The organism is Spirosoma horti (assembly GCF_054776595.1).
This window is the reverse complement of sequence record NZ_BAAHBQ010000005.1, coordinates 616,797-631,706: the sequence shown is the minus strand read 5'-3', so window position 1 is coordinate 631,706 and position 14,910 is coordinate 616,797. Positions and strand designations below refer to the sequence as shown.

Sequence of the window (14,910 nt, the reverse complement as noted above, 5' to 3'; positions counted from 1 at the left end):
CTCTTTGTTAGCCGTTTCGACGGAAGCCGCCCTGCCCCCGCTGTCCGCCCCCATTTCGCTGTTGGAATGGATCTCGTGGCGCCGTGATGCCCGCACTGAAACTGCGTAAATTATAGACGAAACTAATCATGAAGTACCGGTTCAGGACGCGGCTCCGTACTTCCTCGGTGTACGTGTCGGTTACGTTCCGCACAATGCTCTGGTTCTGGTTCAGCAGATCGAACACCTGAAAGCGCAATTCCCCCTGCTTTTGCTTAAACAACTGCCTGGCCAATGTGGCATTCCAGAGCGTATAGGACTGGTCATAATTAGCCGAACTGCCGCCATAATGATTGAAGTAAACGTTCGTGGAGAAGGTGAAGTTGAGCGGAAGTTGATAATAGACATCGAGCGTAACCGTCTGATTCAGAAAGGTCGTGTTCTGCTGCGGTTGCAGCGAGTATTTCGCCGACTGCCAGTTGATATTTCCCGATAGATTCAAATCCAGCTTCTCCGTAAAATTAGAACTCAATCCAACGCCCTGACCAATCAGCCAGTTTTTTGCCTGATTGGATTGGTTATTGATGAAGCTTGTTCCCTGGTTAAAGGTCATGTTGGTCGATAAATTCAGGTTCGTTTTTTGCGCGCCCAATTTAAGCGGTCGACCGAAGACCAGCGAGCCGTTCACCGTATAATAGCCATTGGTATTTATGGGCTTGGTTGTCTGCGCGCCCGACCGGTCGAATACTGTTGAATTGACGATTTTATTATCCGTTCGGCTAGCGTTCAGAAAGACGAACATATTGCGGAAAGTTGCCGCATCGAACTGGTTATAATTCAGGGATAACGTATGGCTATATTCTGGTTGCAGATCGGCGTTACCAACCTGAATGTTCAGCGGATTGGTGTTGTTGAGCACCGGCTGCAACTGGTTCACCGACGGCGCGTTGATCCGTGTGCGGTAGTTGAACCGAAGCCTTCGGTTTTTGGCAAAATTATAGGTTAGTAACGCATTGGGCAACAAATTCGAAAACGTTCGGCTCAGGTTCGTTTCCCGAGTTAGGTTATCGGAGTTAAGGCTTGCCTGCTGGGCGTCCAGCCCCAATGCATACGTATATTTCAACCGCTTTGTTTGCCAGGTCAATCCTCCCCGATTCGTTACGTAGTCGTTCACAAAGTTGTTGCTCAACTGGCCATTCAGCAGATCATACTGGTTCGTCAGTCCGTTGAAATCATTTACGGCCCGGTTCGATGTATTATGATTGTTGGACAGATTATAGTGAAACTCAAGCGTTTGACGCATTGACAGCGGTTCCGTATAACTCACATTGACCGTGTTGGTCATGGCGTTCGTCTGCTGGTTGTTACGCTGATTGATGGTCTGCGTAACAACGCCCGTTACGGTATCTTTTGTAATGACCCCCGACGTCAGGCTGGTCGATGAGCCGTTAAACTGGTTGACCGACTTATTGATACCTTCATTATCCTGATCATTCAGCGCGATGTTCCAGTTAACCGAAAAGCTCCGTCCTTTTTTCTGAAATTTACGCAAGAGCAGCAGGGAGTTGTTGCCCGTAAAGCCATTCCCGTCTGAGTTATAGTTCGTCTGGCTCGAATTGGCCAGCACCCCCTCATTGGTAATCGTTCGGGCTTCGCTCTGATTGCTATACGTTGAATTTTGCCACGACAAACTCGGAATGACCCGAATCGTCGTCATTGAATCGAGTCGATAATCGAGTCGTAAATTAACCCGCTGATTCGTATTGGTATTGTCGGACCCATTGGTTTGATCGCGGATAAATCCAGCATCCGGCCGTGTGATGACCGTGCCTGCGGTACCACTGGGAATTACGTTTTCCCGGTGGCTTTGCTGGTTGGTGAGGGTATTGGTATTACTGGCATTGTAGCTACTGACCACGTCGATCTTTTTGCCCCAGCCATCGCGATAGTTGATCCCAGCCGCCCAGGACTGCGTAATGGCGTTGCTTCCCACCTGACCAGCGCCATTGCCACTGCCGCCACCGGCTCCACCCCGAACCACGTTGCTGCCACCACCGCCACCCTGCCCCTGCCCGGCTCCACCAAAGTTATTACCAAGGCCCAAATCCGACGCCGTAAACCCCTGTTGATTAACGTTATTCGCCATGCCCAGCATTGAAATTTGCTGACCATTATTGAACCGGTTCAAACTTACCCGGCCTGAATATCTCGCATCATCACCAGGCTTCGGTCCAGCACCAATACTCTGCTGACCAAAGGAGCCTTTCCGTTTATCTTTCTTGGTGGTTATGTTAATTGTCTTCTCCCGGTCGCCATCGTCCACGCCCGAAAACGCCGACTGTTCCGATGCCTGATCGAAAAGTTGTACTTTGTCGATGATGTCGGCGGGTAGGTTACGGGTCGCCATTTTCGGGTCATTGCCGAAAAATGGTTTCCCATCGACCAGCACTTTGGTAATGGCCTGGCCCTGTGCTTTTACGTTCCCATCGCGATCAACTTCCACACCGGGTAGCTTCTTCAACAGATCTTCGACCTGCGCATTGGGCCGCGTTTTGAATGAACCCGCATTGAATTCCAGCGTATCGCCTTTCACGGCAATGGGCGCGCGTTCACCCTGAACCGATACTTCCGTCAGCGTTTGCGATTGCGCCACAAGATCGATGGCACCCATGTCGGGCGCCGGGGCTTCGTTCGTCACTGCAACGCGTTTGGTACGACTACGGTAACCCACATACGACACAAGCACCCGGTATTGCCCCTCGCCAACTTTAGGAAATGAAAATCGGCCCTCGCCATCGGTAATGCCAAACGAAACCAGCGACGAATCGCGGGCCAGCAGCAAGGACACCGACGCTTCGAGCAGCGGCTTTCGGGTAAGCGAATCCACCACCTGTCCGCGAAGCGTCCCCGGCGACTGAGCCAATGACCTGTTTATGAATACAGTGCAATGTAAAATACATACAATGATCCAGAACAAGCACACTGGAATAGTTTGTCTTTTCATACTGAATGGAGGGCCATACGGTCCGTTTTTCATTGCCCGTTAGTTAGAGGCTACGTCTGTTTCTGCGGTTTGTGTGGTCGGCGATCCCATCTCCACGGATCACAGAAACAGCTTTAATCAACCTTATGACGGAGAAACTACGCATTCGTTTAATTGCGCATTGGCATGTTCTGCATCATTCTCTGGCGGAAATCAGCCATTCCTTTCCGGCGCATCTGTTCCATTTCTTCAGCCGATACACTTTTGGCCGCTTTGGGTGGCTGCACAGCAGTCTCCGTTACGGCTTCCATCGAGACACCCGTTGCCTTATACGATTCGTTGTCTGATTCAATCTGCATCACAACGCCTTTGGGGGGTGTCAGGTCGGCAATGGGCGAGTAGGTAAAGGGCAGATCGGTGGTGTACCAGACGGTATAAGTCTGTTTCCGGCGTGTAGCGGTTCCCTTATGACAGAGATAGCCCGCTATTTTCTTGGTTTTATCGCTCGGCGTCCAATCGGCTGCGGTGGGCATGGGCTTTTCGGAGCGGTACATATCCGTAACCGTCGAATCCTTTTTCACAACCAACACGTCGATACGCTGTCGGTTGGCCAGATCCAGATACGTCTGCTGTTCAAACGGAGGTGCCATACGGGCCGTTTGCGGCCTTCCCTCTCGTGAACCGCCACCTCCATCACCCATGGTCCGGCGCATCATCATCCCCTGCGGACGGTCGCGTTCTTCCTTCGCCATAGTCCCCGAAAACACCAGTTTCTGCGTGAATGACATCACTTCCGGCATTCCTTCGGGTGCATCGGGCGCTCCAGGGCTACCCGGCTGTACCTCCTGTCCATTAATGACCATCCGCATTTGTGAGCGGTCGATCTGGCGCATACCCTCGTAGGTGATCTTACCCGATGCGGGTGTCTGCCCATACAGCGTTGTGACACAAAGTCCGGCCGCGAGCAAGGTGATGATGTGTTTTTTCATGTTTCTGAAAAGTCAGTAATCGGTGGCTTATTTATGCTGGATGCCTTTACGGTTCACGTTGAATGAAGGATTCCAGCAGTAAACGTTGCATTAATTTAAGAACTCGCCACCAAAAGTTTCTTAAAGGTTGTTAAATAGGTTCTGAGTCGCCTTTTTTACCGGCTGAATGTCTGTCTATGCATCCAAAACGTATTATTTCGCTGGTGCCCTCGCAAACCGAATTGCTCTTTGACCTTGGGCTGGATGAGGAGATTGTAGGCATTACAAAATTCTGTATTCACCCGGCCGAAAAAGTTAAGCACAAGGTACTTATAGGAGGTACCAAGACCCTTCACCTAGACCGGATTCGGGAGCTTTCTCCTGATCTGATCATCGCCAATAAAGAAGAAAACACCCGCGAACAGATCGAGGCACTTCAGCGTCAGTATCCCGTACATGTTACGGATATGGCGACCCTACCCGATGCCTTGGGAATGATTCGGGAAGTGGGTTCATTAGTTGGCAAAAGCCGGGAAGCGAACGCGATGGCCGCTCAAATCGAACGAGATCTTACGCCCATATACGCGGCATCCCGGCCAACCGTTGCTTACCTGATCTGGCGAAAACCGTACATGGTAGCCGCAAGCAACACCTTTATTGATGCCATGCTGACGGTAGCCGGTTTCCAGAATGCATTTGCCAATCAAACTCGCTACCCCGAAGTCACGCCTGATGACTTGCAGAAAGCGCAGCCAGATCTCCTTTTATTATCATCGGAGCCCTACCCGTTCGGCGAGAAACACACAGCCGAACTACAGCAACTTTGCCCGTCGGCGCAGGTGTTGCTGGTGGATGGCGAAGTGTTTTCGTGGTACGGCAGCCGGTTGTTGCGAGCGTCCGACTATTTTAGGAACTTGCATTATCAACTTGGCCAGGATACTGTATGATCACCGACATTTCGCAACTTGACCCCAACGGCACCTACACCTATGCTGATTATCTGAAATGGCAGTTTGACGAAAGCGTCGAACTGATCAAGGGGAAACTGTACCTTATGTCGCCTGCGCCCAGACGAGTGCATCAACTGGCTGTTAGTCATTTGTTGATTGACATTGGCAGTTATTTAGGTGATCAAGGCTGCCAGATCTACACCGCCCCCTTCGATGTACGGCTACCGATCCGGAATGAGCGCAAGCCCGACCAGTTGCATACCGTTGTCCAACCCGATCTTTGCATCATTTGTGATCCAGCTAAATTAGATGACAGCGGCTGCTTAGGGGCACCCGACTGGGTCATTGAAATAACGTCGCCCCGCACCATCAAAAAGGACTTTAATGAAAAATATAACCTCTATGAGCAGTCGGGCGTGCAGGAATACTGGATTGTTGTTCCGAAAGAAAATATCGTACATGTCTATGTACTGGAGAACGGAGAATACGAGTTGGTAGATATTTACGAATCAGGCGATATTCCCAGCCGAACCTTCCCTGGACTAACCATTCGTTACGAACGAATCTTTCCCTAAATGACCCGACCACTAACCGACGACACCCTTTCCGTTGCGTCCATCAACCTGCTTTTATTTGTGGCCAAACAACAGGGAGCCGATGCCGATGCGCTGGCGCACGCCGTTGGCATCAGCCCGGAACAGCGACAAGACCCCGACGGGCGCGTACTGATTCGGCAGATACAGGCGCTCTGGCGTGAAGTAATCGCAGCCACCGGCGATCCTGACCTGGCCTTGCGACTTGGCGAACTCATCAATCCGGTAGCCATTGGTGTGCTGGCCTACGTAATGATGCACAGCCCCACGCTGGGAAAAGCGTTTGACAAACTCTGTCATTATCAGGATATTGCCTGTGAAGGTATCCGAACAACGGGCAAGTTAGTATCGTCTGCCACATCGGAGCCGCAATTCATGTTATCGCTCCAGATAACCAGCGCCGATATTATTTATCCACAGCACGCGCTCAACTCCGAACTGTCGATTTACCTGGCAGCCATGCGCGCCCTGACTGGCCAGCACATTGCGGCTACCGAAATTCGGTTTGCCTATCCAAGACCCGTCAATACAACCGTACACGAACGCGTCTTTGCGCCCGCTCGCCTGTTGTTCGACGCGCCGGAAACAGCCATGATTCTAAACGCGACATTGCTCGATCTGCCGATTCTGAACGCCAGCCCAACGCTGTCAATTCTGTTTGAAAAGCACGCCAACGACATTCTTGACAAACTCAGAACACCGTCGCTCAGCCGCCGGGTAAAATCAGAAATTATCGCTCTCATGAAAGGCGAAGAACCCACGCTGGCCGCTGTTGCCGAGCGCCTGGCAATGGGTGTCCGAACGCTCCAGCTTCATTTGAAAGAAGCCGGAACGTCCTACCAGCAGTTACTCGACGAAACCCGTAAAGAACTCGCCATCGGGCACTTGCGCGAGCCAGCTATGAGCACAACCGACATTGCTTTTCTGCTGGGATTTGCCGAACCGAGTGTCTTTTTTCGGTCGTTCAAAAAATGGACTGGCCAGACACCCGGTGCTTATCGGCAGGCGCAAGCCTAGTAACGCGGACTTCCAGTCCGCAAGTATGTACAGGTAGAGGTCAGAGTTTCGAGGGAGGACTCGTTAGCCTTCGGCTATGCGGACTGGAAATCCGCGTTACTGCGCCGGGCAAACCAGGCCAGTGTTTCCGTTAGCGCCTGTTTCATAGGCGTTGGCTGGAAATCGGGGAAGAGTGATTTTACCTTCTGGTCATCGAGTACAATCGTATTTTCGTAGAGATAGAGCATTTCTTTAACCTCCCGCATCACAGGCATCACCAAGCCCAGGGCGCTCAGTAAAAAACGACTATATATTTGAATCTTTGCAGGCTGGCCCGCTATCGCGCTGATCTGATCGAACCACGCCCGCATTGAGGATAAAGTAGTTCCCCCATAATTCCAGACCTCGTACGACACAGCCACCGATTGTGACCGCCTGTTCCACTCCCGCAGGAGGAGCCGAACGATAAGTTCGGCGGCATCGGGCGTATAAACCAATTGATGGGGAATATCGGCGTTCACAAGCCAGGGGAGCGCTTTACCCTTGAGCGCGTTTTCAAAAATAGGCCTGATGCCATCGTTCAGGACGTTGGGTCCCCAAAAATCCGGCAATCGAACAGTCATGACGCGGCATTTACCCGCGTTGGCAGCCTGCTCCAGGCTGGCTTCGATCTCGACGCGTAATTTCCCTTTTCGGGTGCATGGATTAGGGAGGCTGTCCTCCCGAATAGGCTCCGTTGTCTGGCCAAAATTGTAGACATTACCCGGAAAAATAATCACCGAATGGGCCTGCTGAGCCACGTCGATCACGTTGTTCGTCGCCGTATCCATATTCCCAAACCACTTGTTGTACGGGTAATTGATCCCATGAAAAATGAAATCCTTATCGACAGCAATACGGCTTAGCAAGGCAGCATCCTGTACATCGCCTTCAACAATGGTAAGTGTGGCTTGCTGTTGAAACAGTGCTTCCGCTTTGGCCCGATTACGGACCAGGATGGTAACGGGCAGATTGTGGGCGAGCAGGCTGGCCGTTACGGCATAACCGATGCTTCCGGTTGCGCCCAGAACAAGCGTATTTGGTGATTCATTCATGCTTTTCGTGCGTCAATTTGTATAGAACAAAGGTCCGGGGAATGCGCCGGACGGTCGCTGACGTACCACGCAAATCGACTGACCAATCGCGAAAATCTGAGTATAAAGGGCAGTGCTTATTTACCGTTATTTGCCGAACCAAGCGTTTTTTTTCGTTCCTTCAAAAAATGGATCAGCCAAGCGTCAGGCGCTTACTAGCTGGCACAAGCCTAATTATATACGAATTGATCAATGAAAAAACAGTTTACCTATCTGGCTTTCACGCTATTCACCTTCATTGCAGCCCCAGTACTTGCCCAGCAGCATACTGAACAGAAACACGATAAATACATCTGGCCTACCGATTCGCAGGTCAAACAGAAGCTGGACAACTGGCAGGACATCAAGTTTGGCTTGCTGATGCACTGGGGCACCTACAGCGAATGGGGCGTAGTGGAATCTTGGTCGCTTTGCCCGGAAGATGAAGGCTGGTGCGAACGGAAAGGGCCGCATTCGGCCAATTGGTATGACTATAAAAAGGCGTACGAAAACCTTCAGACAACGTTCAACCCGGTCAAGTTCAACCCCGAACGCTGGGCCAATGCGGCCAAAGGAGCGGGCATGAAATACATGGTCTTCACGACCAAACACCACGACGGGTTCTGTATGTTCGACACGAAACAGACCGATTATAAGATTACCGATACTAAAACCCCTTTCTCATCAAATCCGCGCAGTAACGTCACGAAGGAGATTCTGGGTGCTTTTCGGCAGCAGGGTTTTATGGTCGGAACGTACTTTTCCAAACCCGACTGGCATACTGAAAATTACTGGTGGCCTTACTTTCCTCCGAAAGATCGGAATGTGAGCTACGATCCCAAAAAACGCCCCGATCTCTGGAAAAAATTCAGCGATTTCACCTACAACCAGATCGAAGAGCTGATGAGCGATTACGGAAAAGTAGATATCCTATGGCTCGATGGCGGCTGGGTTCGTCCGTTCAGCAGCATCGACTCGACCATCAGCTGGCAGCGCACGATTCCGTATAATCAGGATATCGATATGGCACGCATCGCGGGCATGGCCCGCAAGCATCAGCCGGGCCTGCTGGTCGTCGACCGGACGGTACCGGGTGAATTTGAGAATTACGTAACCCCCGAACAGTCGATCCCTGACCACTACATGCCTATTCCCTGGGAAAGTTGTATGACCATGGGCAACAGTTGGTCGTACGTTCCTAAAGAGAACTTCAAATCGGCCCGAAAGCTGGTACAAACCCTGGTGGACATCGTCGCCAAGAACGGGAACTTGCTGCTCAACATTGCGCCCGGTCCCGATGGCGAGTGGCATGAGGAAGCCTATGAGCGCTTGCAGGAAATTGGCAAATGGATAGCCGTAAATGGCGAATCTATTTACGGAACCAAACCCCTGGCGCCCTATCGGCAGGGACAATGGGCCTTTACCTCGACCAGCAAAGCGGTGTATGCCTCTTACTTGCCAACCGATTCGGAGAAGCAACTGCCGGCCAGCGTCGCCTTGCCAGTGCTTCCGGTTGCTCCAACGGCCAAAGTAACGGTTCTGGGTGCTAGTCAGTCGCTAAAGATGACCAAAACAAAGGATGGACATAGCGTTGTTATTCCCGACAAAGTTCGGCAGCAACTAGCCGGGCAACCCGTTTGGGTACTAAAAATCGGGTAGCAGACCTTTGTCCAGCTGTTTACAACGTTCCCAGGCTCGTATGTTTGAAGTTGTCGAAATACTTTAGCCCGTAGCCAAACATCCGATCCATACTCGAATGCGCGAAGAGGAGGATGCCCGCCAGCATCAGGGTTTGGTTACCCGTCATCAGGCCCAGTAGCCCGATCACAATGCCCAGGCCCTTGTGATGGGCGACATTATACAAAACGGCCCCAACGGCCGGATTGACCAGATAACCAATCATGCTGACATCGGGAATCAGAATCAGGGCGGGAAACCACCACCAGGCAAAATTTAGTTGGGAGAACAGGTAAATAGCGGCAAGGAACTGGATTACTTCTTCGGACTTCAGGAGCGTTTTCATGTGTTTGTTCGTGATTAGTACCTGACAAAGGTCCGACACGATGGCCGTCTGGTCGCTGACGAAGCATGCAAATCGAGTGACCAATTGCGAAAATCTGCATAAACAACAACGGCCGCTAATCACATGACTAGCGGCCGTTGTTGTTTATGCAGCGAAAGGTCTAGACTCATTTACTCCTTCAGGCTTTTCAGGTACGCAATGCTTTTCGGCATTTGCTCATATTCCTTGTTACTCTCATCCTCGATATAATAATGCTTCACGCCCGCCTTTTTCGCTAAACGAATAATTTCAGGAATGTTCACCTGACCGTCACCCAGCGTGACATCGTTTTCGGGGGGCGTGCCACCGGTAAGATCCCCTTTAACGCCTTTTTTGAGATCTTTCAGGTGCATAAGCTTGTAACGATTTCCGTACTTTTTCAGTAACGCAACCGGGTCAGCGCCACCGTGTTGCGCCCACAGAATGTCCATTTCAAAGGAGACGTACTTAGGATCGGTATTTTTGACGATGTAGTCATACAAGGTCCCATCTTCATACGGATGAAACTCGTAGCCGTGGTTGTGGTAGCAGAAGGTCAGCCCGTTTTCTTTCAGAATCTTGCCCACCCGGTTAAAATCCTCTACAGCTTTTTTGGCATTATCGAGGTTAAAATTAGCCTTTTGGTGAGGAATCCAGGCAACCATAACAAACGAAGCGCCCAGTTCCTTCGCCTTATTGACCGCATCCATCGGGTCTTTTACGATCTGCTCGTAACCCGATCCTGTAGCCGAAATTTTGATACCTCGCTCATCACACAGTTTTTTGAATTCCACGCCCGTCATCCCTTTAGGCGCACCACCTTCCATATCCGTAATGCCCAGCGCTTTGATGGTATCTAAAGTAGCAATGACACTCTTGGGAAAACTAGCCCGGTAGGTATACGACTCAACGCCAATCGGGAAGGTATACAAGGGTTTGCCTTTCTGGGCAAAACTATCGGTAATGCTCAGAGCTATTGTTGTGGCTAAACACAACGAGAAAACGGTTTTTTTCATGATTATAGGCTTTTCTTTCTTACTCCCGGTCGCTTCCTGGGTATGCCGAAAAATGCTGGCTTCATCCTATAAGGCAGCCTTACCTTAAGTTTTACTTATTGTTACTGATTGGTGCTCGGTTCATAAGTAGATCGCCCCATCGATAGGCTCTTTTTACCATGCAACGAAGGACGTTTATTCAGAACACGGGCTTGCTTACGGCAGCCCTAAGCACAACCGGGCCGGAGCTGTTGGCGACATCACCACAACCAGCGGTGGGCAAAAACAAATTGCCCAAATGGAAAGGCTTCAACCTGCTGGACTTTTTCTCGCCTGACCCATCCAAAAGTCGGCGGGCAACGCAGGAAGATCATTTGAAATGGATGCAGGACTGGGGCTTCGACTTTATCCGGCTCCCTATGGCGTATCCGTATTACCTCAAGTTCGACCGGAGCCGAAACATCACCCCCGACGAGGTTTACCAGATTGATCAGAAAGCCGTTGATCAGATCGATCAGTTGGTTTCGCTGGCCCATAAGCATAACCTGCACGTCAGCTTAAACCTCCACCGGGCACCCGGTTACTGCATCAATGCGGGGTTTAATGAACCCTATAACCTCTGGACCGACAAGGCTGCCCTCGACGCCTTCTGCTTCCACTGGAACATGTGGGCCAAACGATATAAAAATGAATCGTCGAAGAAAATCAGCTTCGACCTGCTGAACGAACCCAGTCTGCGTGCCGACATGAACGATCAGCATTCCAAACGGGGTAGCGTGCCGGGCGAGGTGTATCGTAAAGTTGCACTGGCCGCATCGGAAGCCATTTGGAAAGAAAACAAAACCCACCTGATCATTGCCGATGGCAATGATACGGGTTCGTCCGTGATCCCGTCCATTGCTGACCTTAATATTGCCCAAAGCTGCCGGGGCTACAATCCGGGCATCATTTCCCACTACAAAGCGCCCTGGGCCAACAAAGACCCCGAGCATCTGCCCGACCCCAAATGGCCGGGACAAGTGGGCGATAAATACCTGAGTCGGGCCATGCTGGAAACCTTCTATCAACCCTGGATCGAGCTGGTCAATAAAGGGGTAGGTGTTCACTGTGGCGAATGCGGTTGCTGGAACAAAACACCCCATGCTGTTTTTCTGGCCTGGTTTGGCGACGTATTGGACATCCTGTCGACCAACGGCATTGGGTTCGCGTTGTGGGAGTTCATCGGTGACTTCGGCATTTTAAACTCGGGCCGCACCGACGTAGCTTATGAGGATTGGCATGGATACAAGCTGGACCGAAAACTATTGGATTTAATCAGAAAGGTGTAAGAACAGGCAACGGGCGGGCCTGCTCTAAGTTATTTGTAGTAGACCGCCTGTTCCTTAATTAACCGGATTCTATTATCGTATCGAGTACCAAAAAAAGGCGTTTTCTAACCAGAAGACGCCTTTTTTGTGCGCCACAAATCACTCAAGTAAATTTTAACAGCTATATAAACTATAAAATAATATATATTATAAATATTTTGGATACATTACTGGTTATAATTCTCCAACTATTCTCTATTGTCAACATGAAAAGGCGTACAAATCAATTACTGGGTGCATTGATACTATTCATAGGCTTAACCAACTGTGGCCGCTCGCTTTACAGGGCGTCAACTAATACAGTCTTTATCAGCTCAGATAATGGCATTTTACACGCGCTGAATGCCCATACTGGGAAAGAAAAATGGCAATACCAGTTAGGAAAGGTACAGATTAACGCAGCCCCTATTGTAGCAGACGGGCTCGTGATCGTGACAACTTCCGCTGAGTCAGCCATCCTGGCGTTCGACGCATCATCAGGAATCCTCAAATGGAAGAAAATGCTTCCGGACGGTCTTATCTTCTCGGCTAGAATAACCGACAAAACCATCTATGTGTTAGCCAGCAACAGAGCGTTCTGGGATTACTCAGACAAGAACTTTACAACCTTATACGCACTGGATATCAACACGGGCAATCTGAAATGGTCTTTCCAGACTGGAAGCCAGCCAACCTGGTCCGCCTTGTCAAACACAGATGAAAATTGTCCTTTAGTCTGCAAAGGCACCGTGTACTTTGGCGGGAACGATGGGTTGTTTTATGCCATCAACGCTGACAAGGGGACTGTAAAATGGACTCACTCATCCGGGGTTTCGTTTTATTCAAGTCCGGTATGCGTCGATGATGTTGTGTATATTGGCGATGCCAATGGCTCGCTTTTGGCCCTCGATGATTCGACAGGCAACGTAAAATGGCAAGTTCATGACTCCTACACGATCCATGCGGGTATCGCCACCGATAACAAACACTTGTTCGTGCCATACGATGGCCCTGCTTCTTTGGCCGCATATTCCCTGAAGGACGGCTCGAAATGCTGGTTATTTATGCCCAGTACCTATATTTCTTCCTCACCGTCGGTTGCAAACGGGCTTCTGTATATGAGCTCTGAAGATGGTACCTTCTATGCCATTGATACTCAGACTGGTCAGCCGAAATGGAAGACCCGTTTACTGGCATCGCAACTCACTGTGCCAACAGTTGTCAACGATATGATCTACATAGGGGGAGGCAAGACGATGTACGCGCTGGATGTCAGCACGGGCAAGCAAAAGTGGGCGTTTTCCGCAGGTGGACATGTAGTTAAGAGCGCATGCATACAGACCCAGAACGGGGACGTTTTCCGCGGTCTTGGCGCGATACAACCTCAGTAACCGATGTCTAAACCGTTGACTAATCAAACAAAAGCAGGAAATTAACGAAATAGTTATCGGGCACAAACATAACTAGCTGACTAATTGTCAGCTAGTTATGTTTGTGCCCGGCTCATTTCAGCAAAATAAATAGATCCGGTCTGTAATGTTTGTTCCACATAGTCGTCTTTGTCATTGAAATGGATCTACACGCCTTCAAACAACGAATACTGCCTGTTCAGGGACGCCTTTTTCGGCTGGCTCAGTTGTTTCTACGCAACCGCGAAGAAGCCGAGGATACGTTGCAGGATGTGTTGCTGCGGCTGTGGACGAATCGGCAACAGTTGGACACCTACCATAGCGTTGAAGCGCTGGCCGTGCAAATGACCAAAAACATTTGTCTGGATAAATTGAAAGCCCATGCCCGGCAGAAAACCACCGACGGCCCCGACTTGCCCGATGTGCAAACGGATACGGCTTCGCCCTACCAGCAGGTGGAATTTGCCGACAGTGCCGGGCTTATGCATCGGCTGATCGACGACTTGCCGGATCAGCAGAAGTTGATTCTTCACCTGCGCGATGTCGAAGAATACTCGTTCGACGAAATTGAACAGGTTACCGGACTTAGCATTAACAATATTCGTGTGATTTTATCGCGGGCTCGTCAACGTCTGCGCGACAATTACCTAAAAACCAATGAGTATGAAGCAGGACATTGAAAAGCTGCTGGAGCGCTATTACGACGGAGAAACATCATTGGCCGAAGAAAAGCAGTTACGCCAGTTTTTCCAGCAGGATAACCTTCCGGCCCATCTGGAGACCCACGCCCACCAGTTCCGCTACTTCGTCGATGCCCGGAATCAGCACCCATCTCTGGCGTTTACCAACCAGTTAGCGGCTAAATTGAACCCACCTAAAGTCAGCCAATTCAGTCATTTAACGACCTGGGGGCTGCGGTTAGCGGCTAGTGTGACACTGCTTATGCTGGGGTTCGCCGGAGGTATTGTTTACAACAACTGGCGTGCGGATCAGGTCAGTACTCAACTGGCCGATTCAGCGCCCGCCCAGGAAATGAAGAAAGTTTTGGCATTCGAACAACTGCCCAAAACCTCGGCCAGCGAACGCATTCAGGCAGTTAATCAGAGCTACGAACTCAGCCAGGCCGATCAGGCCATTACGCAGCTACTGGTTAATACACTGAACTTCGACGCCAATGTAAACGTACGACTGGCGGCCTGTCAGGCCCTGGCCCGTTTCGAAAACGAGCCCGATGTGCGCGACGCTCTCATTCAATCCCTAAGGATTCAGACAGACCCCAATATTCAGATAACGCTGATCGAGATACTGGTCGCCATCAAAGAGAAGCGGGCGGTCAATGAAATGAAACGGCTGGCCCAGAATCAGCAGCTACTCGACGTGGTGCGGCTAAAAGCCAAAGAAGGCATTAACCGACTGAACCGAACACAAACCTCACCTTCATAAATCGGCCTCTCGTACCAAACAGCTTCCATCCGTTTGCGGAGCCGTTGAATAGCCATCTCAAACAGCTGGAAGCTATTTGGTAAAACTCATAATTT

13 protein-coding genes are annotated in these 14,910 nt (G+C 50.5%); 8 read left to right on the top strand and 5 right to left on the bottom strand.

The features are described from left to right. Nucleotides 1-7: 7 nt before the first annotated feature. Together ACYVAM_RS17725 and ACYVAM_RS17720 are read right to left on the bottom strand one after the other, a co-directional pair. The gene (locus ACYVAM_RS17725; protein ID WP_461069349.1) at nucleotides 8-2,983 is read right to left on the bottom strand and encodes an outer membrane beta-barrel protein; all 2,976 of its coding nucleotides are present in this window, start codon (nucleotides 2,981-2,983) and stop codon (nucleotides 8-10) included. 149 nt (nucleotides 2,984-3,132) lie between these two features. Further along, nucleotides 3,133-3,951, bottom strand: coding sequence for a GLPGLI family protein (locus tag ACYVAM_RS17720; RefSeq protein ID WP_461069347.1), 819 nt, complete (start codon nucleotides 3,949-3,951; stop codon nucleotides 3,133-3,135). A 176-nt stretch (nucleotides 3,952-4,127) separates the two neighbouring features. Between ACYVAM_RS17720 and ACYVAM_RS17715 the strand changes: the two genes are divergently transcribed. From ACYVAM_RS17715 to ACYVAM_RS17705, 3 genes are read left to right on the top strand one after another with little or no spacing between them, the layout of a single operon-like run. Continuing rightward, nucleotides 4,128-4,877 (top strand): helical backbone metal receptor, encoded by a 750-nt coding sequence (locus ACYVAM_RS17715; protein WP_461069345.1) that lies wholly within the window; start codon nucleotides 4,128-4,130, stop codon nucleotides 4,875-4,877. Continuing rightward, nucleotides 4,874-5,455, top strand: a complete 582-nt coding sequence (locus ACYVAM_RS17710) for a Uma2 family endonuclease (protein ID WP_461069343.1) — start codon at nucleotides 4,874-4,876, stop codon at nucleotides 5,453-5,455. The genes ACYVAM_RS17715 and ACYVAM_RS17710 overlap by 4 nt, the downstream gene beginning before the upstream one ends. Then, nucleotides 5,456-6,490, top strand: coding sequence for an AraC family transcriptional regulator (locus ACYVAM_RS17705; protein WP_461069341.1), 1,035 nt, complete (start codon nucleotides 5,456-5,458; stop codon nucleotides 6,488-6,490). Nucleotides 6,491-6,564: 74 nt separating this feature from the next. Here the strand turns inward: ACYVAM_RS17705 and ACYVAM_RS17700 are convergent, their stop codons facing one another. Next, complete coding sequence (locus ACYVAM_RS17700) at nucleotides 6,565-7,563, bottom strand: NAD(P)H-binding protein (RefSeq protein ID WP_461069339.1); 999 nt, start codon at nucleotides 7,561-7,563, stop codon at nucleotides 6,565-6,567. A gap of 231 nt (nucleotides 7,564-7,794) precedes the next feature. On the opposite strand from ACYVAM_RS17700, the gene ACYVAM_RS17695 reads away from it, so the two are divergent. Beyond that, nucleotides 7,795-9,240: an alpha-L-fucosidase gene (locus ACYVAM_RS17695; RefSeq protein WP_461069337.1), complete on the top strand. Its 1,446-nt coding sequence runs from the start codon at nucleotides 7,795-7,797 to the stop codon at nucleotides 9,238-9,240. A 19-nt stretch (nucleotides 9,241-9,259) separates the two neighbouring features. On the opposite strand, the gene ACYVAM_RS17690 is transcribed toward ACYVAM_RS17695, so the two are convergent. Further along, the gene (locus tag ACYVAM_RS17690; RefSeq protein WP_461069335.1) at nucleotides 9,260-9,604 is read right to left on the bottom strand and encodes a DUF4260 domain-containing protein; all 345 of its coding nucleotides are present in this window, start codon (nucleotides 9,602-9,604) and stop codon (nucleotides 9,260-9,262) included. A 170-nt stretch (nucleotides 9,605-9,774) separates the two neighbouring features. Further along, a complete protein-coding gene (locus ACYVAM_RS17685) occupies nucleotides 9,775-10,638 on the bottom strand; it encodes a sugar phosphate isomerase/epimerase family protein (protein ID WP_461069333.1) in 864 nt (287 codons plus the stop codon). 158 nt (nucleotides 10,639-10,796) lie between these two features. On the opposite strand from ACYVAM_RS17685, the gene ACYVAM_RS17680 reads away from it, so the two are divergent. The 4 genes from ACYVAM_RS17680 to ACYVAM_RS17665 all read left to right on the top strand — a co-directional run bounded on the left by ACYVAM_RS17680 (nucleotide 10,797) and on the right by ACYVAM_RS17665 (nucleotide 14,815). Beyond that, nucleotides 10,797-11,945, top strand: coding sequence for a glycoside hydrolase family 5 protein (locus ACYVAM_RS17680; protein ID WP_461069331.1), 1,149 nt, complete (start codon nucleotides 10,797-10,799; stop codon nucleotides 11,943-11,945). Between the two features lie 245 nt (nucleotides 11,946-12,190). After that, nucleotides 12,191-13,354, top strand: coding sequence for an outer membrane protein assembly factor BamB family protein (locus ACYVAM_RS17675; RefSeq protein ID WP_461069329.1), 1,164 nt, complete (start codon nucleotides 12,191-12,193; stop codon nucleotides 13,352-13,354). A 179-nt stretch (nucleotides 13,355-13,533) separates the two neighbouring features. Beyond that, entirely contained in the window at nucleotides 13,534-14,052 is a 519-nt protein-coding gene (locus ACYVAM_RS17670) for an RNA polymerase sigma factor (protein ID WP_461069327.1), read from the top strand. Continuing rightward, nucleotides 14,036-14,815, top strand: coding sequence for a HEAT repeat domain-containing protein (locus tag ACYVAM_RS17665; protein WP_461069325.1), 780 nt, complete (start codon nucleotides 14,036-14,038; stop codon nucleotides 14,813-14,815). Before ACYVAM_RS17670 ends, ACYVAM_RS17665 begins: the two co-directional genes overlap by 17 nt. Nucleotides 14,816-14,910 lie beyond the last annotated feature (95 nt).

What these genes read in the sequence shown, in the direction of transcription:
- ACYVAM_RS17725 (WP_461069349.1), bottom strand. Translation starts at nt 2,983, where the DNA reads ATGAAAAGACAAACTATTCCAGTGTGCTTGTTCTGGATCATTGTATGT.
- ACYVAM_RS17665 (WP_461069325.1), top strand. Translation starts at nt 14,036, where the DNA reads ATGAAGCAGGACATTGAAAAGCTGCTGGAGCGCTATTACGACGGAGAA.
- ACYVAM_RS17710 (WP_461069343.1), top strand. Translation starts at nt 4,874, where the DNA reads ATGATCACCGACATTTCGCAACTTGACCCCAACGGCACCTACACCTAT.
- ACYVAM_RS17695 (WP_461069337.1), top strand. Translation starts at nt 7,795, where the DNA reads ATGAAAAAACAGTTTACCTATCTGGCTTTCACGCTATTCACCTTCATT.
- ACYVAM_RS17675 (WP_461069329.1), top strand. Translation starts at nt 12,191, where the DNA reads ATGAAAAGGCGTACAAATCAATTACTGGGTGCATTGATACTATTCATA.
- ACYVAM_RS17690 (WP_461069335.1), bottom strand. Translation starts at nt 9,604, where the DNA reads ATGAAAACGCTCCTGAAGTCCGAAGAAGTAATCCAGTTCCTTGCCGCT.
- ACYVAM_RS17705 (WP_461069341.1), top strand. Translation starts at nt 5,456, where the DNA reads ATGACCCGACCACTAACCGACGACACCCTTTCCGTTGCGTCCATCAAC.
- ACYVAM_RS17680 (WP_461069331.1), top strand. Translation starts at nt 10,797, where the DNA reads ATGCAACGAAGGACGTTTATTCAGAACACGGGCTTGCTTACGGCAGCC.
- ACYVAM_RS17720 (WP_461069347.1), bottom strand. Translation starts at nt 3,951, where the DNA reads ATGAAAAAACACATCATCACCTTGCTCGCGGCCGGACTTTGTGTCACA.
- ACYVAM_RS17685 (WP_461069333.1), bottom strand. Translation starts at nt 10,638, where the DNA reads ATGAAAAAAACCGTTTTCTCGTTGTGTTTAGCCACAACAATAGCTCTG.
- ACYVAM_RS17700 (WP_461069339.1), bottom strand. Translation starts at nt 7,563, where the DNA reads ATGAATGAATCACCAAATACGCTTGTTCTGGGCGCAACCGGAAGCATC.
- ACYVAM_RS17670 (WP_461069327.1), top strand. Translation starts at nt 13,534, where the DNA reads ATGGATCTACACGCCTTCAAACAACGAATACTGCCTGTTCAGGGACGC.
- ACYVAM_RS17715 (WP_461069345.1), top strand. Translation starts at nt 4,128, where the DNA reads ATGCATCCAAAACGTATTATTTCGCTGGTGCCCTCGCAAACCGAATTG.